Annotated in this window: 20 protein-coding genes; 13 read left to right on the top strand and 7 right to left on the bottom strand. The window is 71.6% G+C overall.

The window, feature by feature from the left end; all coding sequences use genetic code 11:
- Positions 1 to 19: 19 nt before the first annotated feature.
- Positions 20 to 2,479: a chaplin gene (locus tag BM339_RS14220; RefSeq protein WP_083597622.1), complete on the top strand. Its 2,460-nt coding sequence runs from the start codon at positions 20 to 22 to the stop codon at positions 2,477 to 2,479.
- Between the two features lie 203 nt (positions 2,480 to 2,682).
- Here BM339_RS14220 and BM339_RS14215 read toward each other — a convergent pair whose 3' ends face one another.
- On the bottom strand, positions 2,683 to 2,868 hold the full coding sequence (locus tag BM339_RS14215) for a DUF5703 family protein (RefSeq protein ID WP_021596264.1): 186 nt from the start codon (positions 2,866 to 2,868) through the stop codon (positions 2,683 to 2,685).
- A 256-nt stretch (positions 2,869 to 3,124) separates the two neighbouring features.
- On the opposite strand from BM339_RS14215, the gene topA reads away from it, so the two are divergent.
- From topA to BM339_RS14165, 10 genes are all read left to right on the top strand, one after another.
- Positions 3,125 to 5,815, top strand: a complete 2,691-nt coding sequence (gene topA, locus BM339_RS14210) for a type I DNA topoisomerase (protein WP_075021111.1) — start codon at positions 3,125 to 3,127, stop codon at positions 5,813 to 5,815.
- Positions 5,816 to 5,843: 28 nt separating this feature from the next.
- Positions 5,844 to 7,916 (top strand): dTMP kinase, encoded by a 2,073-nt coding sequence (tmk, locus tag BM339_RS14205; protein ID WP_075021110.1) that lies wholly within the window; start codon positions 5,844 to 5,846, stop codon positions 7,914 to 7,916.
- A gap of 18 nt (positions 7,917 to 7,934) precedes the next feature.
- Positions 7,935 to 9,074, top strand: a complete 1,140-nt coding sequence (locus tag BM339_RS14200; protein ID WP_075021109.1) for a DNA polymerase III subunit delta' — start codon at positions 7,935 to 7,937, stop codon at positions 9,072 to 9,074.
- 345 nt (positions 9,075 to 9,419) lie between these two features.
- A complete protein-coding gene (locus BM339_RS14195; protein ID WP_244938780.1) occupies positions 9,420 to 11,003 on the top strand; it encodes a S8 family peptidase in 1,584 nt (527 codons plus the stop codon).
- Positions 11,004 to 11,143: 140 nt separating this feature from the next.
- A complete protein-coding gene (locus BM339_RS14190) occupies positions 11,144 to 11,650 on the top strand; it encodes a permease-like cell division protein FtsX (RefSeq protein ID WP_075021107.1) in 507 nt (168 codons plus the stop codon).
- A gap of 7 nt (positions 11,651 to 11,657) precedes the next feature.
- Positions 11,658 to 12,137: a low molecular weight protein-tyrosine-phosphatase gene (locus tag BM339_RS48640; protein ID WP_075021106.1), complete on the top strand. Its 480-nt coding sequence runs from the start codon at positions 11,658 to 11,660 to the stop codon at positions 12,135 to 12,137.
- On the top strand, positions 12,134 to 12,979 hold the full coding sequence (locus BM339_RS14180; protein WP_021596272.1) for a fructosamine kinase family protein: 846 nt from the start codon (positions 12,134 to 12,136) through the stop codon (positions 12,977 to 12,979). The genes BM339_RS48640 and BM339_RS14180 overlap by 4 nt, the downstream gene beginning before the upstream one ends.
- 93 nt (positions 12,980 to 13,072) lie before the next feature.
- Positions 13,073 to 14,074 (top strand): TolB family protein, encoded by a 1,002-nt coding sequence (locus BM339_RS14175; RefSeq protein ID WP_244938779.1) that lies wholly within the window; start codon positions 13,073 to 13,075, stop codon positions 14,072 to 14,074.
- A 49-nt stretch (positions 14,075 to 14,123) separates the two neighbouring features.
- The gene (locus BM339_RS14170; protein ID WP_075021342.1) at positions 14,124 to 14,957 is read left to right on the top strand and encodes a PSP1 domain-containing protein; all 834 of its coding nucleotides are present in this window, start codon (positions 14,124 to 14,126) and stop codon (positions 14,955 to 14,957) included.
- A gap of 47 nt (positions 14,958 to 15,004) precedes the next feature.
- A complete protein-coding gene (locus tag BM339_RS14165; RefSeq protein ID WP_200871755.1) occupies positions 15,005 to 15,781 on the top strand; it encodes an aldo/keto reductase in 777 nt (258 codons plus the stop codon).
- Positions 15,782 to 15,927: 146 nt separating this feature from the next.
- Here BM339_RS14165 and BM339_RS14160 read toward each other — a convergent pair whose 3' ends face one another.
- The 3 genes from BM339_RS14160 to BM339_RS14150 all read right to left on the bottom strand — a co-directional run bounded on the left by BM339_RS14160 (position 15,928) and on the right by BM339_RS14150 (position 18,796).
- Positions 15,928 to 16,722: an MFS transporter gene (locus BM339_RS14160; protein WP_075021104.1), complete on the bottom strand. Its 795-nt coding sequence runs from the start codon at positions 16,720 to 16,722 to the stop codon at positions 15,928 to 15,930.
- Between the two features lie 652 nt (positions 16,723 to 17,374).
- The gene (locus tag BM339_RS14155) at positions 17,375 to 18,391 is read right to left on the bottom strand and encodes an NADPH:quinone oxidoreductase family protein (protein WP_075021103.1); all 1,017 of its coding nucleotides are present in this window, start codon (positions 18,389 to 18,391) and stop codon (positions 17,375 to 17,377) included.
- A gap of 48 nt (positions 18,392 to 18,439) precedes the next feature.
- Complete coding sequence (locus BM339_RS14150) at positions 18,440 to 18,796, bottom strand: MerR family transcriptional regulator (protein ID WP_021596278.1); 357 nt, start codon at positions 18,794 to 18,796, stop codon at positions 18,440 to 18,442.
- 405 nt (positions 18,797 to 19,201) lie between these two features.
- Here BM339_RS14150 and BM339_RS14145 point away from each other — a divergent pair, with 405 nt between their 5' ends.
- Positions 19,202 to 20,038, top strand: a complete 837-nt coding sequence (locus BM339_RS14145) for a GNAT family N-acetyltransferase (protein WP_075021102.1) — start codon at positions 19,202 to 19,204, stop codon at positions 20,036 to 20,038.
- 175 nt (positions 20,039 to 20,213) lie between these two features.
- On the opposite strand, the gene BM339_RS51335 is transcribed toward BM339_RS14145, so the two are convergent.
- The 3 genes from BM339_RS51335 to BM339_RS14135 form a co-directional block, all read right to left on the bottom strand.
- Positions 20,214 to 20,342 (bottom strand): hypothetical protein, encoded by a 129-nt coding sequence (locus tag BM339_RS51335; RefSeq protein WP_256255345.1) that lies wholly within the window; start codon positions 20,340 to 20,342, stop codon positions 20,214 to 20,216.
- A gap of 473 nt (positions 20,343 to 20,815) precedes the next feature.
- Entirely contained in the window at positions 20,816 to 21,550 is a 735-nt protein-coding gene (locus BM339_RS14140; protein WP_021592870.1) for a DUF427 domain-containing protein, read from the bottom strand.
- Positions 21,551 to 21,577: 27 nt separating this feature from the next.
- Positions 21,578 to 23,050 carry a DHA2 family efflux MFS transporter permease subunit gene (locus BM339_RS14135; RefSeq protein ID WP_075021101.1) on the bottom strand — a complete coding sequence of 491 codons (1,473 nt, stop codon included), beginning with the start codon at positions 23,048 to 23,050 and terminating at the stop codon, positions 21,578 to 21,580.
- Positions 23,051 to 23,179: 129 nt separating this feature from the next.
- Between BM339_RS14135 and BM339_RS14130 the strand changes: the two genes are divergently transcribed.
- Positions 23,180 to 23,845 carry a TetR/AcrR family transcriptional regulator gene (locus tag BM339_RS14130; RefSeq protein ID WP_075021100.1) on the top strand — a complete coding sequence of 222 codons (666 nt, stop codon included), beginning with the start codon at positions 23,180 to 23,182 and terminating at the stop codon, positions 23,843 to 23,845.
- The last annotated feature ends 53 nt before the right edge of the window (positions 23,846 to 23,898 follow it).

The following is a 23,898-nucleotide window of genomic DNA, read 5'->3' as shown; positions in this document are numbered from 1 at the left end:
TCCTTTCGAACGGAGCATCATGCGAACGTGGGCAAAAGGCACATCGCGTGCCGCGGTGCTCACCGCGGGCTTTGTCGCCCTCGGTGTCAGCGCCATCCCCGCCAACGCCTTCGCCGACGTCACGAACGGCGGCGCCGGAGTGCTGAGCGGCAACCAGGTGGACGTCCCCATCTCCGCCCCGGTCGACGTCAGCGGCAACGGCGCCGCGCTGCTCGGCACCACGCACGCCACATCCCGCGGCGGCGTCAAGGTTCGCAAGCGCGGCGGGGACGGCCGGACGTCCGGTGCGCACGGCATCGCGTCCGGCAACCAGGTCAACGCGCCGATCTCGCTGCCGGTGAACGTCTGCGGGAACAGCGCGGCGGTCCTCGGCGAGGCCGACGCGGGCTGCCGGGGCGGCGCAAGTGTCGGCGGCGGAGGCGCGGGCGGTGGCCAGCGCACCGACGGGACGGGCGGCGTCCTCGCGGGGAACCAGGTGCACGCCCCGATCTCGATCCCGGTCAACGTGTGCGGCAACGCCGTCGCGGTCGCCGGGGAGGCGGTCGGCGGCTGCGAGGGCGGCGCCCGCGTCAAGACCGGCGGCGACACCGGGTCGGGACAGCAGACGTCCGGCATCGTCGGCGTCGGCGCCGGCAACCAGGCGGACGTCCCGATCAGCGTGCCCGTGGACATATGCGGCAACGCGGTCGGCAACGCGGCGGCGGCGTGCGAGGGTGGCGCGTCCGTCCGCAACGGCGGCCACCGGACGGGACGGCAGACCACGACGGGCGACCTCGGCGTGATCGCCGGAAACCAGGGCAACGCCCCCGTCAGCATCCCGCTGACCGTCTGCGGCAACGCCGCGGCGGTCGCCGGGCAGGCCGGTGCGTTCTGCGAGGGCGGTGCCCACGCGCGCAGCAGTTCCGGCGGCGACCAGCGCACGTCCGGCGTGGGTGGGATCCTGGCCGGAAACCAGGGAAACACGCCGGTCACCGCCCCGGCCGAGGTCTGCGGCAACGCCGCGGCCGTCGTGGGCCTGGCGGGCACGAGCTGCAACGGCCAGACGCTCGTCGAGGATTCGCAGGGCTCCGGCGCCAAGACGTCCGGTGACCACGGAGTCGGCGGCGGCAACCAGGCGAACGCCCTGGTCAAGGCCCCCGCCGACGCCTGCGGCAACGCGGCCGCGATCGTCGGCCTCGCCTCCGGCCTGTGCCAGGACGGTCCCGGCTACGGCGGCTACCAGCCCTACTCCCGGACGACCGGCACCGTCCCCGCCATGGGCGGCCTGCCGAGCGAGAACACGCTGCCCAAGGCGGACGGCGTGCGCGGCCTCACCAAGCTCGTCGCCGTCCCCACGGTGGACACTCCGCGCCCACCCGCCGGGCACCAGTTCAAGGGCACGAAGAACCTGAAGGCCGCGCGGCACGGCGGGACCACGCTCCCGAAGCCCCGCCCCGCCACGGCCATCGCCGGCGAGGGCCTGGACACCGTGCACGACGAGCCGCTGGCCGTCTCGCTGCTCGACACCCAGGCGCTCCCGGGCGGCATCGGCCTCCCGAAGCTGAACGCCCGCCACGCCGGAAACCCCGGGGTCAACGGCGTGAACGGCCTCTCCCACCCGCTCCCCGAGACGGACGGCCTGGCAGAGGTCAACGCGCAGCCCGCGATCGTCGGCCACTCCCAGGTGACCGACCGCCACACGACGGACGCCCTGCCGGGAGTCGAGTCCCTCTCAGCCGAGCGGCGTGGGGCGGGCGCACTGCCCGGTGTAAATGGTCTGCCCAAGGCTGGTGGGCTGGTCGCGCTGCCGCGGACGGACGGTCTGCCCAGGCTGAGCGTGCTGCCCGTGGGCGGCGAGTCCCTCTCGGGGGAGCGGCGTGAAGCAGGTGCGCTGCCCGGTGTGAGCGGTCTGCCCCACGCCGGTGGTCTCGTGGCGCTGCCGAAGGCGGACGGTCTGTCGGGGGTTCGCGTGCTGCCCGTGGGTGGCAAGGCGCTCCTGGCTGAGCGGCGTGGGGTGGGCGGGCTGCCCCCGGTGAGTGCGCTGGCTCGGGTGGATGGGCTGCCCAGCCTGTTCGCGGTGCCCCGGACGGACGCCCTCGTCCAGGACGGCGGCCAGAAGACCCTGGTCGCGGACGGTGCGCTGGGCGAGACCGTGGACGGTGTCCGGGCCCTGGTTCCCGGGGGCGGAGCGGCCGGACGGCCGCTGGCGGCCGCGGGCTCGAACGCGCGGTCTCACGGCACGCCGAAGCTTCCGCTGCGGAACCTGCCGGGCGGGCGCGTGCTGCCCGCCACGCCGGTCAGCACGGACGGCATGCTCCGGCCGGGCGGGCAGGTGCCCGTGACGAGTGAGATCGGCCCGGTCGCGGGGGTCGCGGCGAAGGGCGCGGCCCCGTCCGGCAAGGACTCCGGTTCGGTGTGGGTGCTGGCGGTGTCCGGGGTGCTGGCCTTCGCGGCCGGAACGCTGGCGCTGGCCCGCCGCCTCCGCGTGGGCCGCCGCTAGCCGGCCGGCGGGCGTGGCGGTGCGGCCACGCGCACGGCGAGCGGCCACGCGCACGGCGAGCGGCCACGCGCACGGTGAGCGGAAGACTTCGCCCGTCCCGGGAGGCGCGGCCCGGGGCGGGCGAACCGCTGCAGGCGGGGGTGACGATGCGTCAAGCGGACCGAACGTGGTGCTACGCTCCGGGCGATGCCACGGGGGAACGGTCAGAAAGTGCGGACGGCGCGGATGACCTTGCGGCGAAGCTGAATACGTCGGCGGCCGTCCGGGTACAGGCGCAACCGATCGATCTCCCAGCCGCCGCGTTCCGCGTGCTCGGTGAGGATCTGCCGGGCGGTATCACGCGTGGTGCCGCGCGGCAGCGACAGGACGAGGTAGGTGTACTCCGCCATTGAGACCATTATTACGTGGTCGACCGGGCGTGCGGCACCCGACCGCGGCGTCCGCGTCCGCGCGGCGGCCGGGGGCATGTCATCCTGTCGGAGGCGCGCGACGGTGAGAATCCCGTCCCTCCCCAGGGGGCGGCACGATGATCGCGAGGCGGCGGGGAAGGACCCACGGGATTGAACGCGCCGTCATGCGACGTTGTACGAAGCCGGTAAGAAAGAGCCTGTGTAAGAGGACCGAGACAGCGAGGTTGGAGCGACTGTGCCAGCCAAGAACGGCACCGCGAACAGTGGCCGGGGCAATGGCTCCGGGACCCGCCTGGTGATCGTCGAGTCGCCTGCGAAGGCGAAGACGATCGCCGGGTACCTGGGCCGTGGCTACATCGTGGAGTCCAGTATCGGCCATATCCGGGACCTCCCGGGAAGCGCCTCGGAGGTGCCGGCCAAGTACAAGGGCGAGCCGTGGGCCAAGCTCGGCGTGAACGTCGAGCAGGACTTCGAGCCGCTCTATGTGGTCAACACCGACAAGCGGCAGCAGGTGCAGAAGCTCAAGAAGCTGCTCGCGGAGGCCGACGAGCTGTTCCTCGCGACGGACGAGGACCGGGAGGGCGAGGCGATCGCCTGGCACCTCCAGGACGTCCTGAAGCCGAAGGTCCCCGTGCACCGGATGGTCTTCAACGAGATCACCAAGGACGCGATCCAGCGCGCCGCCGCGAACCCGCGCCAGCTGAACATGCGCCTGGTGGACGCGCAGGAGACGCGCCGGATCCTGGACCGCCTCTACGGGTACGAGGTCAGCCCCGTCCTGTGGAAGAAGGTCATGCCGAAGCTGTCGGCGGGCCGGGTGCAGTCGGTGGCGACGCGCCTGGTCGTCGAGCGGGAGCGGGAGCGGATCGCGTTCGTCCCCGCCCACTACTGGGACATCGCGGCGCAGTTCGACACCGGTAAGGACGAGGAGCCGAAGGTCTTCAAGGCCGGGCTCGTCTCGGTGGACGACAAGCGCGTCGCGCAGGGCCGCGACTTCGCGTCCGACGGCACCCTGAAGACCAGGGACGCGCTGCACCTGGACGAGGCCGCCGCCCGCGCCCTGGCCGAGCGGCTGCGGGACCGCCCGTACGAGGTCAAGTCGGTCGAGCGCAAGCCGTACACGCGCCGCCCGTACCCCCCGTTTCGGACGACGACCCTCCAGCAGGAGGCCAGCCGCAAGCTGAACTTCTCCGCGAAGTACACGATGTCGGTCGCGCAGAAGCTGTACGAGAACGGCTTCATCACCTACATGCGCACTGACTCGATCACGCTGTCGGAGACGGCGATCACGGCGGCCCGCAGGCAGGCGGCGAGCCTGTTCGGCGGCGAGTACGTTCCGGACAAGCCGCGCGTCTACGCGTCCAAGGTGAAGAACGCCCAGGAGGCGCACGAGGCGATCCGCCCGGCGGGCGACACGTTCCGGACGCCGGCCGAGACGGGCCTGTCCGGCGACCAGTTCCGCCTCTACGAGCTGATCTGGAAGCGGACGATCGCGTCCCAGATGAAGGACGCCGTGGGCCAGTCGGTGTCGATCCGCGTCACCGGGCTCTCGACGCAGAACGAGCGGGCCGAGTTCGGCGCGACCGGCAAGACGATCACGTTCCACGGGTTCCTCAAGGCGTACGTGGAGAGCGCGGACGACCCGTCCACCGACCGGGACGACCAGGAGCGGCGGCTGCCGAACCTGGCGGAGGGCGACCCGCTGACCGCGGACGCGGTGGACGCGGAGGGCCACTCGACCCGCCCGCCGGCCCGCTACACCGAGGCCAGCCTGGTCAAGGAGCTGGAGGAGCGGGAGATCGGCCGCCCGTCCACCTACGCCTCGATCATCGGGACGATCCTGGCGCGCGAGTACGTGTTCAAGAAGGGCACGGCGCTCGTCCCGTCGTTTCTGGCATTCGCCGTGGTGAACCTGCTGGAGCAGCACTTCGGCAACCTGGTCGACTACGACTTCACCGCGCACATGGAGGACGGTCTCGACGAGATCGCCCGCGGTGAGGCCGAGCGCGTCCGCTGGCTGACCCGGTTCTACTTCGGCGACAACGGCGAAGAGGGCCTGAAGGAGTTGGTAGGCGACATCGGCGACATCGACGCCAAGGGCATCAGCTCTTTCCCGATCAAGGGCACCGACATCGTGGTCCGGGTCGGCCGGTACGGCTCCTACCTCGACCGCGACGGGGAACGCGTCAACATCCCCGACGACATCGCGCCGGACGAGCTGACCGCCGAGAAGGCCGAAGAGCTGATGGCGCAGCCGTCGGGCGACCGGGAGCTCGGCAAGGACCCGGAGACGGGCCACACGATCGTCGCGAAGTCGGGGCGGTTCGGGCCGTACGTCACCGAGATCCTGCCCGAGCCGGCGCCGCCCGCCGAGGGGAAGAAGCGGACGAAGAAGGCCGATACCCCCAAGCCGCGCACGGGTTCCCTGTTCAAGTCGATGTCGCTCGACACGATCACGCTCGACGACGCGCTGAAGCTGCTGTCCCTGCCGCGCACGCTGGGCGAGCTGGACGGCGAGCCGGTGACCGCGCAGAACGGCCGGTTCGGTCCCTACATCAAGAAGGGCACCGACAGCCGGTCGCTCGGCTCGGAGGACGAGCTGTTCACCGTCACGCTGGAGCAGGCGAAGGAGCTGTTCGCGCAGCCCAAGCAGCGCGGACGGCGGGCCGCGGCCGCGGCGCCGCTGCGCGAGCTGGGCAAGGACCCGGCGAGCGAGAAGCCGGTGGTGGTGAAGGAGGGCCGGTTCGGCCCGTACGTCACCGACGGTGAGACGAACGCGAGCCTGCGCAAGGGCGACGAGGTCGAGTCGATCACGATCCAGCGCGCCGCCGAGCTGCTCGCGGAGCGCCGGGAGAAGGTGGCCGCGGGCGGCGGGAAGAAGAAGACGGCGACGCGCCGCCGAACCTCCGCAAAGTCCGGCTCCTAGGGACATCCACGCCGATACCCTGACCGACATGACCAGAACGGGCGCACCCCGGCCGCACCCCGCAGCGTCACCGCCGCCGGGCGTTTCGTCACTGTCCTCGATCGCGCCGTTCCGGCGGCTGCGGAGCGTGCTGGCGCTGTCCTGCCTCGCGCAGTGGCTCAGCGTGCCCGCGCTGACCGCGATGGCGGCGACGCTGACCCGCGACGACGGCGCCGCGACGCAGGCGCAGGCGGTCGGCGGCACGCTGGCGCTGATGCTGCTGCCCGCGGTGCTGCTCGCGCCGCTCGGCGGCGTGCTCGCCGCCCGCGTCGACCGCCGGCTGATGCTGATGATCGCGGACGTGCTGCGGCTGGTGGTCGTCGTCACGGTGCCGCTCGTCGGCATGCTGCCGTGGACGCTGGCCGCCGCGTTCCTGGTGTCCTGCCTGAGCCTGGTGTGGTTCCCGGCGGCGCGCGCGTCCCTGCCCGCCCTGGTCCCGGACGAGGAGCTGCGCGCCGCCGCCCGCCGCGCCGCGACCCGCGTGATCGTCGCTCCGGCGCCCGCCGCCGCGCTGCTGTTCGCCGTCCTCGCCCTCATCGCGGACGGGACGCTCGGCACCGGCTCCCGCGCCGACCTGGCGCTCTACGCGACCGCCGCGGTGTTCCTGGCCTCGGCCGGCGCGACCGCCACGATCCGCGAGATCCCGTTCGCCGAGCCCGCCGCGGCCGGCGCGCCGCTGAAGCTGATCTTCCAGGGGCCGGGGACGGCCGCCGCCCGCGGGCTCGGCCTCGCGATCGCCGGCGCGTCCGTCACGGCCGGCGCGATCCTCGCCGCGGCCCGCGTCCACGCCGGTGAGCTGGGCGGCGGCGACGCCGGGTACGGCACCGTCCTGACCGGGCTCACGGCCGGCACCGGCTTCGGGCTGTTCCTCGGGCCGCGCGTCCTCGTCCCGTTCAGCCGCCGGCGCCTCCTCGGCCTCGCCGTGATCGCCGCCGCGCTGGCGCTGGCCGTGCTCGCCCTCGTCCAGAACCTCGTCGTCGTGGTGTTCATGACGGCGTTCCTGGGGGTGTTCGCCGGGGCCGCCTGGTCGAACGCCAAGGCGGCGGTGAACGACCCCGACGCGCCGGAGGACACCCGCCCGTCCGCCTACCTGCGGTCGGTCGCGCTCGTCACCGTGCTCCTCGCGGCCGTCGGCGTCCCGCTGATCGCCGGGGCGGTCGGCTCGCACCGGATCGACCTCGGCGGCGGCGTGTACGACGTCCACGGGTCCGGCGTCGCGCTGCTGGTCGCGGCGGTCGTCGCGCTGGTGTCCGGCCTCCTCGCGTACCGGCGGCTGGACGACCGGCGCGGCATCCCGCTCGTCCCCGACCTGCGCGCCGCCCTGCACGGCGAGATCTACACCCCGCCCGAGCAGGCCGTCGCCGCGCCCCAGCAGCCCGTCCACCGGAACCGCGGCGTGTTCATCGCGTTCGAGGGCGGCGAGGGCGCGGGCAAGACGACACAGGCGCGGCTCGCCGCGATCTGGCTGCGCGACCACGGCTACGACGTCGTCACCACGCACGAGCCCGGCGCCACCAAGATCGGGATGCGGCTGCGGGCGATGCTGCTCGACCGCGACACCACCGGCCTGTCCGTCCGCGGCGAGACCCTGCTGTACGCGGCCGACCGCGCCGACCACGTCGCCAACGTGATCAAGCCGGCGATGGACCGCGGCGCGATCGTGGTCAGCGACCGCTACGTCGACTCGTCCCTGGCCTACCAGGGGTTCGGCCGGCAGCAGGCCGTGGAGGACATCGCCCGCGTCAACGCGTGGGCGACCGGCGGCCTCGTCCCGGACCTGACCGTCCTGCTGGAGATCCCGCCGCAGACGGGCCTCGGCCGGCTGCCGGCCCCCGCCGACCGCATGGAGTCGGAGTCGGCGGACTTTCACGAGCGCGTCCGCGCCGGGTTCCGCGCCCTCGCCGAGGCCGACCCGGACCGCTACCTGATCCTGGACGCGAGCCGCCCGCAGGCCGAGCTGACCCGCGAGATCCAGTACCGGATCCGCGAGATCCTGCCCGACCCGATCCCGGCGGGCACCGAGGACGCCACGAGCACGTTCCCGGTCATCACCGACTACTGACCCGGCTAGCCTCTCTCCATGAGCGTGTGGGACGACCTGGTCGGGCAGGAGCCCGTCATCGCGCAGCTGTCCGCGGCCGCCGGCGGGACGGGCGGCGTGGCGCACGCGTGGCTGTTCACCGGGCCGCCCGGTTCCGGCCGCGTCGCCGCCGCGCGGGCGTTCGCGGCGGCGCTGCAGTGCACGGAGACGCCGCGCGGGTGCGGGCACTGCGCGTCCTGCCACCAGATCCTCCAGGGGACGCACGCGGACGTCGAGGTCGTCCGCCCGGAGGGCCTGTCGTTCGGCGTCAAGGACGCGCGGTCGCTCGTGCTGCGGGCGTCGTCGTCGCCGAGCGGGGGCCGCTGGCAGGTGGTGCTGTTCGAGGACGCCGACCGGGCCACCGAGGGCGCCGCGAACGCGCTGCTGAAGGCGATCGAGGAGCCGCCGGCGCGGACGGTGTGGCTGCTGTGCACGCCGTCGCCGGAGGACCTGCTGGTGACGATCCGGTCCCGCTGCCGGCTGGTGACGCTGCAGACCCCGCCGATCGCGGCGATCGCGGACTTCCTCGTCCAGCGGGACGGCGTCGACCGCGACACCGCCGACGTGGTGGCGCGGGCCGCGCAGGGCCACATCAGCCGGGCCCGCCGCCTCGCCGCCGACCCGGCGATGCGCCAGGTGCGCGACGGCGTGGTGGCGATCCCGCGCCGGCTGACCGGGGTGAGCCCGGCGGTCGCGGCGGCGGAGACCCTCGTGAAGGCGGCGGAGGCGGAGCGGGACGCGCAGACGGCGGAGCTGAACGAGACCGAGACGTCCGCGCTGCGCAAGGCGCTCGGCGAGAGCGAGAAGGGCCGCATGCCCCGCGGGACGGCGGGCGCCCTCAAGGACCTTGAGGCCCGGCAGAAGTCGCGGGCGACGCGGGTCCTGCGGGACGCCCTGGACCGGACGCTGCTCGACCTCGCGTCCTACTACCGCGACCTGCTGACGCTGCAGCTCGGGGCGGGCGGCGAGCTGGTGAACATCGAGCTCGGGCCGGAGCTGCGGACGGCGGCGGGCAACGGCCGCCCGGAGGACACCCTCCGCCGCCTTGACGCGATCATGGACTGCCGGGAGCGGCTGGCGGCGAACGTCAACCCGCAGCTGGCGTTCGAGGCCCTCACGCTCGCTCTGCGGACCGGCTGACACCCACTGGGCGGACGGCGCCGAGCGGACCATTCGGCCGTGGCCGCACCGAGCCGACGACGATCGCGGGACGTCTCCTGTTCCCCGCTTACAAGAGATGTCCCTATTCGTTACATTTCCGTACGCGTCTCTCAACAAGCGCACACGTAACGTCTCCTGGCTGATCAACAGAAAACCGGGCTATTCACCCCCACGGCCAGGAGGTCTGCCTTGCGGCGAGCCTTGATTTCCGCCGCGTGCGCCGTCGCCACCATGACGGCCCTCGCGTTTCCAGTGTCAGCGGCTCCGAACCCATCGCAGGCGAAGGGTGAGGCGTCGGAGTACGTCGTCCTCTACAAGGAGGGCGTGTCCACGGGCCGGGCCCACCGTGCCGTGAAGGCGGCCGGAGGCAAGGTCGTCCACGAGAACCGCGACGTGGGCGTCGCGACCGTCCGGTCGAGCAACCCGGGGTTCATCCGCGCCGCGATGAGCCGGCGGGAGCTGGAGGGCGTCGCGCACAACCGGGTCATCGGCGAGGCGCCGAAGACCAAGAAGAAGGCCGCGAAGGTCGAGAAGCTCGCCGGCGTCACGAGCGGTGCCACGAACAAGCTCTCCCTTGCGGGCAAGCCGTCCAAGGACACCGAGCCGCTCGCGGACCTGCAGTGGGACATGAAGCAGATCCACGCGACGGCGAACGGCTCGTACAAGAAGGAGCCGGGTGACAGGCGCGTGCTGGTCGGCGTCCTCGACACCGGCGTGGACGGCGACCACCCGGACATCGCGCCGAACTTCGACCGGAAGCTGAGCCGCAACTTCACCCACGACATCCCGACCGACGCCAACGGCGACGAGGTCGACGGGCCGTGCGAGTTCACGTCGTGCGTCGACCCCAACGACTGGGACGACAACGACCACGGCACGCACGTCGCGTCCACGATCGCCTCGCCGCGCAACGGCCTCGGCATGGCGGGCGTCGCCCCGAACGTGTCGATCGTCAACCTGCGCGTCGGCCAGGACTCCGGCTACTTCTTCCTCCAGCCGACCGTCGACGGCCTGACCTACGCGGCCAAGAACGGCATCGACGTCGTCAACATGAGCTACTACATCGACCCGTGGCTCTGGAACTGCGGCAACAACCCGGCCGACAGCCCCGAGGCCCAGCTGGAGCAGCGGACGATCATCAAGGCCGCCCAGCGCGCTCTGGACTTCGCGCACGAGCGCGGCGTCACGCTGATCTCCGCGGCGGGCAACGACCTCGTCGACTACACCAAGACGAACGAGGACGCGAGCAGCCCCGACTTCCCGTCCACGCCGGGCGAGGCGCCGTACGAGCGGACCGTCCCGGCGAGCTGCGTGTCGATGCCGTCCGAGGGCGAGCACGTCATCCCGATCTCGGCGACCGGGCCGAGCGGCCGCAAGTCGTACTACAGCAGCTTCGGCAACGGCTACGTCGCGGTGGCGGCGCCCGGTGGCGACAAGGTCGACAACGCGAACCAGCGTCCGGACGACAAGGGCGGCATCTGGGCGGCCTACCCCGAGCGGCTCGCGAAGGCCCGCGGTGAGCTGAACGCCGACGGCACGCCGAAGGTGCCCTACCTCATCCGCAGCTGCAAGGGCGGCAAGTGCGCCTACTACCAGTCGATCCAGGGCACGTCGATGGCGTCGCCGCACGCCGTCGGGGTCGCCTCGCTCATCGTCAGCAAGTACGGGCACCGGGACCGCCGCGGCGGCCTGACCCTGGACCCGGGCGTCGTCGAGCGGGTGCTGCGCGGCACCGCGACGCCCAAGGCGTGCCCGAGCCCGCGGACCGTCGAGTACGTCTGGTACACCCAGGGTGAAGACGGCGAGTGGGTCAAGCACACCTCGACGCAGACGTGCGAAGGCTCGAAGGGTCAGAACGGGTTCTTCGGCAGCGGCGTCGTGGACGCGCTGAACGCGGTCTCGCGGTGACCCTGCACTAGGCCACCCCAGGGCGCGGCCCCCGGCGATCACGCCGGGGGCCGCGTTCTTTGTGCCGGGACCATCCGGTGCGTTCTGTGGCAAGGTGAACACCGGCTGTATCGCGGGCGCGGCGGGACGAGGGAGCGACGATGACCGAGCCGGAGGAGCCGACCGAAGAGCGTGCGCGGCGGGCCCCGATCTGGCTGATCGCCGGCGCCGTCGTGCTGGCCGTCGCGCTGACCGCGGGCGCGTCAGTCGGCGGCATCCTGTGGATGCGGGACGACGCGAGCCCGGAAGGCTCGAAACCGGGCGAGCGTGAGGTGTCGGTGTTCTTCTGCGTCCGCTCGTCCAGCGAACCCCGGTGCGGCGACGGCGCGGCGACGGAGCAGCAGAGGCAGGCGGTCAAGCAGCGCGTCACGGGCATGCCGAAGGTGCGCCAGGTGGTGTACGAGTCGCAGCAGCAGGCGTACGAGCGGGCCAGGAAGACCTTCGCGGACCGCAAGGACCTTCTCGCCGCCCTGCGTCCCGAGGACCTTCCCGATTCGCTGCGGGTGCGCGTCGCCGGCACCCGCGCCGCCGAGGCGGTCAAGGCGGCGCTGACCAGTGCCCCGGGCGTCCAGGAGGTCGTGATCCAGCCACGCCGCCCTGGGGCATGATGGTGGGATGCCGTACCGCGTCACGTTCGTCTGCACGGGCAACATCTGCCGCTCTCCGATGGCCGAATGGGTCCTGCGCCACCACGTCGATGAAGAGGGGCTGGACGTCGAGGTCGACAGTTCGGGCACCGGCAACTGGCACGCAGGCGACGGGGCCGACGAGCGGACGGTCGCGACGCTGGAGCGGGCCGGGTACCGCTCGGCGCACATCGCGCGGCAGTTCGAGCCCGGCTGGTTCGCCCGGTACGACCTGATCCTGGCGCTGGACGAGGGGCACCGGCGGGCGCTGCGGGCGATGGCGCCGGACGAGGAGGCCCGCGGCAAGGTCCGGCTGCTGCGCGAGTTCGACCCGGACGCGGACGGCGACCTCGACGTCCCCGACCCCTACTACGGGGACCGCGCCGACTTCGACCTCGTCCTACAGCAGGTGGAGGCGGCGATGCCCGGCCTCCTGGAGGAGATCCGCGCGGCGCTCAAGGCGGCGTGAGCGCGGTGCGGCTGGAACGGCTGCTCGGGACCGCGGTCGACGACGTGCGCGATCTCGGTTCCAGCCACTCCTGGACGCTGCACAGGGCGTCCCTGGCGGACGGCCGCGAGGTGTTCGTCAAGGCGGCGTCCGACCAGGCCGGCGTGTTCACCGCGGAAGCCGCCGGGTTGCGGTGGCTGGGCGAGGCGGGCCCCGGAACGCCCGTCCCGGAGGTCGTCGCGGCGGACGACCACATGCTCGTCCTGCCGTGGCTGCCCTCGGCGTCGCCGTCCCCGGCCGCCGCCGAACGGCTGGGGCGGGAACTGGCCGCCCTGCACACCGGGAACCGTCCGGACTCCTACGGGGCGCCCTGGGACGGCTACATCGCGGACCTGCCGCTCGACACCACCCTCGACGACCGCGCCTGGCCCGCCTGGTACGCCGAACGCCGCCTCGAACCGTTCCTGCGCCTCGGCAGGCGGCACCTGTCGTCCGGTGACGTCCGCCTCATCGAGGCCGTCATGGAGGACGTGGAGACGCTCGCCGGGCCGCCGGAGCCGCCGTCCCGCATCCACGGCGACCTGTGGTCCGGGAACATCCTGTGGACGGACGAGCGCGCGCTGCTGGTCGACCCCGCCGCGCACGGCGGGCACCGCGAGACGGACCTGGCGATGATGGCGCTCTTCGGAACGCCGCACCTGGACACGGTGCTGGCCGCCTACGATGAGGCGGCGCCCCTGGCGGACGGATGGCGTTCCCGCGTCCCGTTGCACCAGTTGCACCCGCTGCTCGTCCATGTGGCTCTGTTCGGCGGGTCGTACAGGGCGTCCCTGGTCGACGCGGCGCGCGCGTCGCTCGGCTGAGGCGGCTTGCTTGCGAAGTGGTAACTCCGCATTCATGGGTGTTTGTGGCGATGTAAATGAGATAGAAACGACGGGCGATCCGCAGGAAGGCAGGTGCGAGACAAGCCCATGAACGGTGGCAGGCGCCAGGACCCGGGGGACCGGCTCGGCTCGTGGAAGGGCCTCATCCCCCTCTGCATGGCCGCGGCGGCGGCCCTGTTCATCGGCGGAGGCGTGGACGTCGTGCATCGCCACCAGCGGGCCGGCGACGACGAGCGCGAGGCCAAGCCCGCGGCGAAGGCCGAGCGGACGGAGCCGGCGGTCGTGGTCGGCATCACCGCGCCGGGCACCGCGCTGCTCGTCCGGGACGTCCGCACCGGCGCGAACGTGGGGCTCCCCGTCGCCGCACCGGAGGGCCGCCGCTTCCACCGCGTCGCCGCGGTCAAGGACGGCTCCTACATCGTCGCCTCCTACGGCGGCCGCAGCGTCACGTTCCAGCGCCTCCAACTGGGCGACGACGGGCGCCCCAAGAGCCTGACGGACATCCCCAAGGTCAGCGTCCCGGGCGCGTCCACCGCATGGTCGGAACTCGCCGTCAGCCCGGACGGCGGCCGCATCGCCTACGTGACGTACAAGGGCGCCCGGGGCCGTGTGGACGTCGTCTCCACCACCGGCGGCGCCCACAAGGCGTGGACGACGAAGCTCCGCGCCCGCATCGGAAGCCTCTCCTGGTCCGGCAGCACACTCTCCTTCGTCTGGACGTCGGCCGGCTCCCCGAGGCACCAGGTCCGCACCCTCGACACCGGCGGCCCCGCGGGCGACCTCAAGGTCAGCAAGGCCGTCATGGTGCTGCCCAAGGGCGCCACCAACGCCGTCCTGAGCCGGGACGGCCGCTCCGTCATCACGGGCGCGGTGAAGAACTCCGAGCTCACCCTCCAGGCGTACACGCTCCAGGGAAAGCCCGCGAGGACGCTGTGGACCCAGAAGGTGAAGGGCGCCCTCACCGGCCTGGACATCGCCCACACGAGCAACAGCCTCATCGCGACCGCCGGCGACCTGTACGCGCAGGGCGTCGCGGCCGTCCCCGGAGAGGATCTCGCCGACGTCGCCTGGTGACACCTAGAGTGGACCCACGGAATCGGGCGAATGGAGCGAAACCGTGGGCATGGTGATGGCAGTCAGCTTCACCCGTTACGGGCGGCTCTACTACCTCGACCCGGGCCCGCACAGCCCGAAGGTCGGTGACAAGGTCCTCGTCCCGACCGACTCCGGGCCCGAGGTCGCCGAGTGCGTGTGGGCGCCGCAGTGGGTCTCCGACGACATCGGCGGCCTGCCCGAGTGCGCCGGCCCCGCCACCGACGAGCACCTGGCGCGCGACGAGACCAACCGGCGGCGGCGCGCCGAGGGCCGCGCCATCGCCAAGCGCCTGATCCGCAAGCACGAGCTCCCGATGAAGGTCATCGGCGTCGACTACCTCGACACCGACAACGTCTTCAAGATCTACTTCACCGCTCCGCACCGGGTCGACTTCCGCGCCCTCGTCCGCGACCTGGCCCGCGGCATCAAGGCCCGCGTCGAGCTCCGCCAGGTCGGCCCGCGCGACGAGGCCCGCCTTCAAGGCGGCATCGGCCCCTGTGGCCGCGACCTGTGCTGCGCCACCTTCCTCAAGGACTTCGAGCCCGTCTCCGTCCGCATGGCGAAGGAACAGGACCTTCCCGTCAATCCGCTCCGCATCGCCGGCGCCTGCGGCCGCCTGATGTGCTGCCTCAAGTACGAGCACCCGCTCTACGTCAAGGCGCACGAGCGCATGCCGGCCCTGGGCTCCCGCGTCGACACCCCGAACGGCCCCGGCCAGGTCGTGGGCCGCAACGTCCCCGCGGACAAGGTCACCGTCCGCCTCAACTCCGGAGGCCGCTGCTCCTGCCCTTCGGCCTCGGTCTGCTCCCCCCGCAAGCAACACGACGCGATGCACAACCCCGCCTCCGACGACCCCGGCTGACCGCCGGGGAGCGAGTGGAGATCAAGGCGCGGGGCAGAATGCGAGGCATGACGCGAACTGTGAACCTGCCCGGTGACGCCTCGCTGCCCCTCATCGGCTTCGGGACCTGGCAACTCCGGCCCAAGACGGCGTACGAGTCGGTGCGTGCGGCGCTCGACATCGGTTACCGGCACATCGACACCGCGACGCTGTACAGGAATGAGGCGGACGTCGGCAGGGCCGTCAAGGACAGCGGCGTCGATCGGGAGCAGGTCTTCGTCACCACCAAGCTGCGGCCGCAGGACGCCCGGAACGCCCGCCGCACCCTGGAGTCGAGCCTTCGCCTGCTCGACACCGCCTACGTCGACCTCTGGCTGATCCACTGGCCGACCGGACGGGACGAACTCGTCCCGACATGGCAGGACCTACTCTCCGCCAGGGACGCCGGGCTGGCCCGGACCGTCGGCGTCAGCAACTTCAGCCCGGCGCAGATCGACCTGGTGACCGAGGCCACCGGAGAGCAGCCGGCCGTCAACCAGATCCCGTGGAGCCCCGCACAGCACGACCCGGCCCTGCTGGACGAGCACCGCCGCCGAGGGGTCGCCGTCGAGGGCTACAGCGGCCTGAAGAACACCGACCTGCGCGACCCGATCCTCACCGGAATCGCGGAACGGCACGGAGTAACCACCGCCCAGGTGGTCCTCCGCTGGCACCTGGAACACGACATAGTGATCCTGCCCCGCTCCTCGCGCCGAGAGCGCATCGCAAGCAACTTCGCCCTCGACGCCTTCACCCTCACCAAGGAGGACGTCGCCACGATCGACTCCCTCAGCCGAACCGCCTAACCGACCCCAGCTACGCGAACCCCCCGTCCCCCAGAAGCCAACACGCACACGCCACCACAAACCAGGCCGCCGGCAGCACGACCACCGAAAATCATCAACAGCCGCTGAAAAAAGGTCGGCAGAACCGCCAACGCGTCCCTGCTCGCTTACGAACCTGCCACACCCGCCGGCCGCGCGCTGGCTGCTGCGCTCGACGCCGCGAGCGACGTCCACGTCCAGGCCGGCCGGCCCAGCCGGCGGCCCTCGATCAGCGGCAGGACGAGTGCGAGCAGTCCGAGCGTCACCAGGACGGTCCCGGGAACGTCCAGGCGGGTGCCGGTGACGCGGGGCTGGGGCGGGACGGTCCGGCGGATCATCGGGAGCGTCACCAGGCCCACCGGAACGTTGATCAGGAAGATGCCGCGCCACCCGCTGCCGAACAAGTCGGCTTCGATCAGCGCGCCTCCGATGAGCTGCCCGAACACGCCGCCCAACCCGAGCGCCAGGCCGTAGGCCGTGAAGGCGCGGGCGCGGCGCTCCCCGCTGAACGCGCCGTTGATGATGCCGAGGACCTGCGGCATCAGCAGCGCGGCCGCGACGCCCTGCACGACCCTGGACGCCATCAGCGTGCCCGGGGACGGGGCGAGCCCGCACGCGAGGGACGCGCCGGTGAACGCCGCGAGGCCGAGCGCGTACATCCTTCGGCGTCCGAACAGGTCGCCGAGCCGCCCGCCGGTGACCAGCCCGCTGCCGAGGGCCAGCCCGAACCCGGCGACGACCCACTGGACCGCCGTCGCGCCGGCCCGCAGATCCGCCTGGATGTCGGGTATCGCCACGTTGACGATGAAGAAGTCGAGCGTGGTGATGAAGATGCCGGTGAGCAGCACCAGAAGCGCCCCGGTGGACGCGGCACCGGGCCGCACGCCCTCGCCTGGCCGCCGGCCCGCCGCGGTATGCGACATGGTTCCCCCGTTCGTCGTCGTGAGCCTCGACGATCTCCCGGACCCGCTCACGAGTGCGATAAGGCGAGAGCCAACGCACCCGACCGCGAACCCCACGGAACCTCGACGCCCGCCGCCCCGCACCAGCGCATCCCAGCACGGGCACTCGGCCGACAACCCGCACCAGCGCCCGCAGGCACGACGAATCTCACCGCAGGGTGCCCGGCCCGACAGAACGAGGCGCGCGGACCCGTCGGCGACGCGCGGTCGGGCCGTGAGGGGTGGTGCCGTACGCTCGGGCCGCCAACGCCACGCAAACCCGGCGCCTGTCGCCCCGCGCCGACGTGTGTCGGCACGAGCATCCGGCTGACAACCCGCGCCGGCGTGTATTCGCACGGGGACTCGGCCGTCGGTGGCCCGCATCGTCGCCCGCGGGCGCGGCGTATCTCGCCGGGTGCCCGGCGTGGCGGAACGCGGCGCGCGGACCTGCCGGCGATGCGTGGCCGGTGTGTGGGCGGTGCTGTGCGGCCGGGCCGCTAAGGCCATGGGAACCCGGCGGTTGGTGGCCCGCACCGGTGCCCGTGGGCGTGGGGTATCTCGCCGCGTGCTCGGCGTGGCGGAACGTGGCGTGTGGAGCCGGCGGTGGTGCGTGGTCGGGCCGTGCGGTCGGTCGCTAGCGCCACGGGTTGAGGGCGTGCTTGCCGCTGGTCCGGCGCGCTTCGAGGTTTCGGAGCACCGCCGGACCGTCCGCCAGGGGATGAACCTGGGGAGTGCCGGGCGGATACACGCCCTGGGCGATGAGCGCCTCGATCTCGGCGAGCAACGATCGGTAGATGGACGGGACCGCCGTCGCCAGCGCACCAATGTGCAGGCCCTTGACCTGAACCTGATGGGCGAACACCAGCTCGTGAGTGGTCACGGCGACATCGCCGGACGCCGCACCGAACACCACGATTCGTCCGATAAAGGGCTTGGTGACCGCCAGGCTGGCCTTGAACGTGGCCTGTCCCACGGACTCCAGAACCAGGTCGACGCCGCCGGTCAGGCGGACGATCTCCGCGGCCAGGTCAGGGCGTGCGCCGTCCAGGACCTCGTCCGCGCCGAGCGTTCTAACGGTGTCGTGCTTGGCCGGCGAGGCCGTGGCGATCACGCGCGCACCGTAGTGACGGGCGAGGCGGACGGCGGCCTGCCCCACACCACCGGCCGCCGCGTGCACGAGCACCGTGTCACCCGGCTCGATCCCACCCAGCGGCTTCAGCGCCGCCAACGCGGTCGCCCAGTTGAGCACAAGTCCGAGCGCCTCGGCGTCGTCCCATCCGGACGGGACGGGAAGCACCTCCGCGGCCGGCATCGTCATGTACTCGGCGAAGGCACCCGGCCCTGCTCCGACGACATGGGAGCCGACAGGGAGAGGGCTCTCCACCGCCGGGCCGACGCCCACGATCTCGCCGGCGGCCTCGAAGCCCGCCACGTAGGGTGCCCGCGGACCTCCGCCGTAGATTCCACGCGCCTGCATGACGTCCGCGAAGTTGACCCCGGCGGCGCCGACCCGGATCAGGTACTCGCCCGGACCAGGCACGGGACGGCGCTGATCGGTCGTCAGGAACAGATCCTCCGGCCCGGCGTCCGACCGCTGGACCAGTGCCCGCATCGTCTGCTCGGCGGTCCGATGCCGCTCGTTGGTATCCATGCACCGGAACGTAGAAGGCTCACACAGGTGTCAAGGTCAACCGGCGGTTCACCCGGTGACGCGACGGGCCTCACGGAGGTAGTCGTCGAGAGCCGCCTGCTGAGCGCTGAGCGCGGCGATTCGCGCGGCGAGCCGATCGCGGTGGTCCTGCACCTCACGCAGAAATTCCGCGCACGGCACATCCGCCCCCGCCTCGGTGATGTGGGGCAGAACCTCCTTGATCAACCGAACCGGCAACCCGGATTCCAGCAGCGACCGGATGACAAGGACCCGGTCGATCGTGGATCGGCAGTAGTCGCGGTACCCGTTGCCACGGCGGCCTGGGACGATCAAGCCCTCATCCTCGTAGTACCGCAACGACCTCGCGCTAGCACCACTGACCCTGGCGGCCTCGCCGATCCGCATACGTGCGGCAACGTCCAGAGACTCCCCGATCTTCCAGCACGATGGCGTCGCGGCGAAGGGTGGCGGCGGGTGCGCCCCGTGCCATCGCGCAGCCCTCGCCGAGCCCCGCCCCACGGAAGGCGCCGCCTCAGCTGGACGCCACCGCTCGATGGGCGATCCCGGGGCGACCAGTCCAACCGCATCGTCCGTCCGCCACACATACTGCCGATCCGCCGATGGTCAGGCACGGAGGCACACGAGCGGTCGGCGGCGGAACCGTCCCGCCTGGCCAACTCCCGGCGGCACTGCCCGGCGTAGTCGCCCCCGTGGGGCGACCCTCGCGCCCGCCTCGTCTACGGGCATGCTTGAGGCCGCCGCCGTAATTCGGTTGTGCGGGTTGCTCGGGGCGATTTAGCGTCCCGTCGCATGGATTCACTGGTACCGGACGGGCCTGTGCGGCTGCTCGGAATCGACGACCTCGCCGCCTGCCAGCGCCTCGCCGAGGACCGGGAGTGGGGCCGTGAAGACCACAAGTGGCGGTTCCTGTTCTCCGTCGGTGACGTGTACGGCGTCGACGACGGGAACGGCGGCCTCGCCGCGACGGTGGTGACGACCCCGTACGGCAAGGACGTCGCGGCTATCAGCATGGTGCTGGTCGCCAAGCGCTATGAACGCCGCGGTCTGGGCGGCCGGGTCATGCGGCACGCGATGGAGAACGCCGGTACGTCCAGCCTCTGCCTAACCGCCACGGACTATGGCCGCCCCCTGTATGAGCGTCTGGGTTTCAGGTCTGTCGGACTCTGCACGACCTACAAGGGCACCGGTCCGGGCCCGTCAGAGCGAACCGTGTCCGTGCCCGTGGAACCTGCCGACATGCCCGCCATCCACGCACTCGACACCGAGGTCTTCGGTGCCGACCGATCCCAAGTGATCGACGGCCTGCCGGCATTCTGCTCGACGTTCCGCGTTGTCAGGGACGGGACGGGCATAGCCGGTTTCGGAGGCATGTGGCGGAACGACGGGCAGGCCATGGTGGGCCCCGTCCTGGCACAGGACGTCGGCACCGCCCTCGCGCTCGTAGACGAGATCGTCCCAGAGGGCCCGATACGCCTGGACATCGACCACCTCCACACGGAACTGACCGCCTGGGCAAAACGGCACGGCCTCCGCCCCGCCTTCACCACGACGATCATGGAATACGGCGACCCGATCCCAAACGACCCGTCCCGCCTCTACCTCCCCGTAGCCCAAGCCCTCGGCTAACGCCCCAACCCACCAGCGAGCCAGCCACACCTCACTACCTCCCCCAGACGCCCGTCCCCGACCCACCACGCTGACACGCCCTCACGCTTGGCGGGGCGCGGCACGCACGCAGGCCCGGCACGCAGGCCCGGCACGCAGGCCCGGCACGCAGGCCCGGCACGCCTGCCATGCTGGCCTACTCGCCCGTCCGCCCGCCCGCCGCCACGCCCGCCACGCCCGCCGTGTCCGGCACGTCCGGCACGTCCGGCACGCCCGCCGCGTCCGGCACGTCCGCCGCGTCAGCCGCGTCAGCCGCGTCAGCCACGCCTGGCACGTGGCTTGACGCACCTGAGGTGGCGTGGTGCTTGAGGTGGCGTGGTGCTTGAGGTGGCGTGGTGCTTGAGGTGGCGTGGTGCTTGAGGTGGCGTGGTGCTTGAGGTGGCGTGGTGCTTGACGTGGCGTGGTGCTTGACGTGGCCTGGTGCTTGACGTGGCGTGACGTTCCAGACGTGCGTGCCGGGCGTGTCAAACGTGCAGGTCCAGGCACGCCTGCCACGCCAGGCGCATCGGCATCCTCGGTAGGACGGGCCGGACCGTAAACCGGTGTTGCGCGGTGCGCCATGCTTCCCGCGCAGCACCCAGAACTCCGCAGCAGCCGAGCAACCCTCGCCGCCCTCGACTACATGACCGGCGAGAGCAGGGCTAAGGACCGGATCGATGCGTCGCGCCTGACCCAAGGGCCGGGTTGTTGCTTGTTCGCCGGACGCACTTCGGCAGCGGCCGGGGATGAAGCGGACGCTTAGAACTTCGTTTTCGGGCGTTCCTGGAGGACGCCATCGACGAAGATGTCGACCTTCTCGTTGTAGAAGCAGATCAAGCCGGCGACCTTGCGGCTCTCGTCCAGTGGGGTCGGGTACGACCAGGCCAGATCCTTCTGGATTCCGTCGCCCGCATGCACCGACCAGTACTCGGCGGTGCCCTTGTAGGGGCAGTGCGTGACGGTCTCGGTGTGTTCGAGGAGATCCATCCGGACATGCGGTTTCGGCAGGTAGTACCGCACCGGCAGGCCCGTCTCGAACAGCAGTCGCGGGCTGGACGACTCCGCGACCGTCACGCCGTCCACCTCCACACGGACGTGCCGCGACGACGCCAGGACGTCCACGCGCGTGTGCGGATCGCGCGGATGGACGAAGACCTCCTCGTCCTCCTCGAACCACGCGTCCATCGCATCCCAGTCGAGCCGGACGAGGCCCGGTAGTTCGGTATGCCGGAGCGCGCCGCCCGGAGCCTCCGCCCCGTTCACCTTCACGGTGTAGGCGGTCGCGTCGCCGCGGCTCGGCGAACGCTTCCCGGGCCCGTCCTCGACGAGCTCGGCCCGCACGTCCGCCTCGGGGAAGTAGTAGGTCGGGTAGTAGGGAATCTCCCATACGAGGGACGGTCTCGTGGTGTCGGCGACCAGGTGACCGCCCAGGTACGCCCGTACGCGCTTGCCGCTCTCCTCGATCCGGAGGCTGGTCTTCCGCGATGTGCCCATGCTTGGGCAACCGCTCCCGGCCGGGGCCTATTTCGCCCTCGCTCTGCGTGGGACGGCGAGGATGGGTAGCAGAGAGAGGAGCAATAGCGCGGCCGCCCACCAGAAGGTCGTGGTGAACGCTCCTGCCAGGAGGTTCGGCGTCCCTGCCGTGTGGAGCGCGGCTGCCTCGTCCAGGTTGCCGGACGCGCCGGGAATCTCGTCGCGGATGCTGATCTGCAGGACGACCGCCATCACCGCCGTGCCCAGCGAGCTGCCCACCCTGACCAGGATGTTCGCGCCGGTGGTCGCCGCCGGAACTGCCTCGCGGGGCAGTCCCTGGTAGGCCATCGCCATGAGGCACGGAGCGATCATGCCGTGGCCGAGCCCCACGACGAACATGGCGCACATGATCGTGGGGCGGCCGGTGCCGGGGGAGAGGCCGGTGAGCGCCAGGGTTCCGGCGAGCACGCCGAGGACGCCGCCGACGACGAACCACCGCCCGCCGAAGCGGTCGGCCAGCCGTCCCGACACGCTCATGGTGAGCATCGCGCCGAGCCCCATGGGTGCGAGCAGCCAGCCCGCGTCCAGGGCCGACTCTCCGCGGACGAGCCCCGCGAACAGCGGAACCAGGATCATCACGCCGAACATCGCGGCGCTGTAGAGAAAGAGCCCGCTGGTCGCCCCGGTGAATGCACGGGTGCTGAGACGACGCAGATCGATGAGCGCACCGTCCCCCTTGCGGAACGCATGCACGACGAACGCTCCGACCATGGCGCCGCCCGCGATCGCCGTGACGAGGAAGCGGCCACCGGTGAGGCTGTCGCCGTTGCCGGCAACGGACAGGGCGTACACGAGCACCGCAAGCCCGGGGGACAACAGCAGCATGCCGAGGACGTCCAGCCGGGCGTCCATGTCGCGCTCGCCGTCACGGGGCAGCATGCGCAGGGCGGCGAACAGCGCCACCGCGCAGAACGGGACGTTGACGAAGAACATCCAGCGCCAGTTCAGGCTGTCGACGATCGCGCCGCCGAGCAGCGGGCCGAGCACCGGGGCGAGCATCGCGGGCACGGAGACGATGCTCATCACCCGTCCCATCCGGTCGGGGCCCGCCTCGCGGACGAGCATGGTCTGCCCGACGGGCAGCAGCATCCCGCCGCCGAGGCCCTGCAGCACGCGGAACGCGATCAGCGAGGGAACCGACCAGGCGAACCCGCACAGCAGGGACCCGCTGATGAACAGCCCGAGCGAGACCAGCCACATCCGCCGCGCGCCGAACCGCCGGACCGACCACGCGGTGATCGGGATCGCCATGGACAGGGCGAGGGTGTAGCCGGTCACGACCCACTGGATGGTCGACAGGGAGGTGCCGAAGTCCTTGCCGAGGGCGGTGATCGCCACGTTGACGATGGTGCTGTCGAGAACGGTCATGATCGCGCCGAGCACCACGACGATCGCGAGTTTGCGCAGGTGCGGGTCGATGCCGTCCTTCTCGACGGGTGGTGCGGTTCCCATGATCTTCATCGGCGCCCCCCTGGTTTCCGTACACCGTATCGCTGGCACCATACACTGTATCACCCGATCCGTACACCGTATCGATACGCCGTATCGCGTACCATCGGCGATGTGGCGGGAACTTCGAGGTCAGACGATGTGTGGACGCGTCCGCGCGGCGGGCGCCGCCCGAAGCTGACCCGCGAAGGGATCGTCGAGGCGGCGATCGGGATCGCGGACGCCGAGGGGCTGGACGCGGTGTCCATCCGCCGCATCGCGAGCGAGCTGGGCGTCCGCGCGATGAGCCTCTACACGCACATCGACGCGAAGGAGGACCTCCTCGACCTCATGTACGACGAGGTCGCGGGGGAGGTGCTGCTCGACGGCGAGCTGCCCGACGACTGGCGGGAGGCGGTGCTCGTGCTCGCCCGCAGGGAGCGCGAGGCGAGCATCAGGCATCCCTGGCTGCTGCAGATCGCCGGCCGCTCCGTGCGCGTGGGCCCGAACGGGCTGCGTCACCTTGAGCAGTCCCTGGCGGCCATTGCCCGGCTCACCGACGACCCGGAGGAGATGCTGACGATCGTCAAGGCCGTCGACTACTACATGATGGGCTTCATCACGTTCGAGCAGGGGCTCGGTCAGAACCGCCCACAGCATGGTCCGGCAAGCCCTCTGGAAAAGGCGTACGTTCGCAAGTTGGTCGAGAGCGGGGAGCTCCCCCATCTCAAGCCCTTCCTGGAGACGGGCCTCTACAACCACAACAGCTTCGAGCGGGGCCTCAAATGGTTGCTCGACGGCATCGAACACGAATACGGAGGGAAGTAGCCCTCGGTCATCACGCCGACGTAGCGTAGGCGACGGCGTACGTGCCGCTACGA

It is taken from the genome of Actinomadura madurae, from assembly GCF_900115095.1.
Taxonomy (GTDB): domain Bacteria; phylum Actinomycetota; class Actinomycetes; order Streptosporangiales; family Streptosporangiaceae; genus Spirillospora; species Spirillospora madurae.
The sequence above is the reverse complement of the archived record's forward strand: the minus strand, read 5'-3'. Positions and strand labels throughout refer to the sequence as shown.

Bases quoted from the DNA above. Each gene is read 5' to 3' on its own strand.
- BM339_RS14220 (WP_083597622.1), top strand. From the start codon at position 20: ATGCGAACGTGGGCAAAAGGCACATCGCGTGCCGCGGTGCTCACCGCG.
- BM339_RS14215 (WP_021596264.1), bottom strand. From the start codon at position 2,868: ATGGCGGAGTACACCTACCTCGTCCTGTCGCTGCCGCGCGGCACCACG.
- tmk (WP_075021110.1), top strand. From the start codon at position 5,844: ATGACCAGAACGGGCGCACCCCGGCCGCACCCCGCAGCGTCACCGCCG.
- BM339_RS14200 (WP_075021109.1), top strand. From the start codon at position 7,935: ATGAGCGTGTGGGACGACCTGGTCGGGCAGGAGCCCGTCATCGCGCAG.
- BM339_RS14190 (WP_075021107.1), top strand. From the start codon at position 11,144: ATGACCGAGCCGGAGGAGCCGACCGAAGAGCGTGCGCGGCGGGCCCCG.
- BM339_RS48640 (WP_075021106.1), top strand. From the start codon at position 11,658: ATGCCGTACCGCGTCACGTTCGTCTGCACGGGCAACATCTGCCGCTCT.
- BM339_RS14170 (WP_075021342.1), top strand. From the start codon at position 14,124: ATGGTGATGGCAGTCAGCTTCACCCGTTACGGGCGGCTCTACTACCTC.
- BM339_RS14165 (WP_200871755.1), top strand. From the start codon at position 15,005: ATGACGCGAACTGTGAACCTGCCCGGTGACGCCTCGCTGCCCCTCATC.
- BM339_RS14160 (WP_075021104.1), bottom strand. From the start codon at position 16,722: ATGTCGCATACCGCGGCGGGCCGGCGGCCAGGCGAGGGCGTGCGGCCC.
- BM339_RS14155 (WP_075021103.1), bottom strand. From the start codon at position 18,391: ATGGATACCAACGAGCGGCATCGGACCGCCGAGCAGACGATGCGGGCA.
- BM339_RS14150 (WP_021596278.1), bottom strand. From the start codon at position 18,796: ATGCGGATCGGCGAGGCCGCCAGGGTCAGTGGTGCTAGCGCGAGGTCG.
- BM339_RS14145 (WP_075021102.1), top strand. From the start codon at position 19,202: ATGGATTCACTGGTACCGGACGGGCCTGTGCGGCTGCTCGGAATCGAC.
- BM339_RS14140 (WP_021592870.1), bottom strand. From the start codon at position 21,550: ATGGGCACATCGCGGAAGACCAGCCTCCGGATCGAGGAGAGCGGCAAG.
- BM339_RS14135 (WP_075021101.1), bottom strand. From the start codon at position 23,050: ATGAAGATCATGGGAACCGCACCACCCGTCGAGAAGGACGGCATCGAC.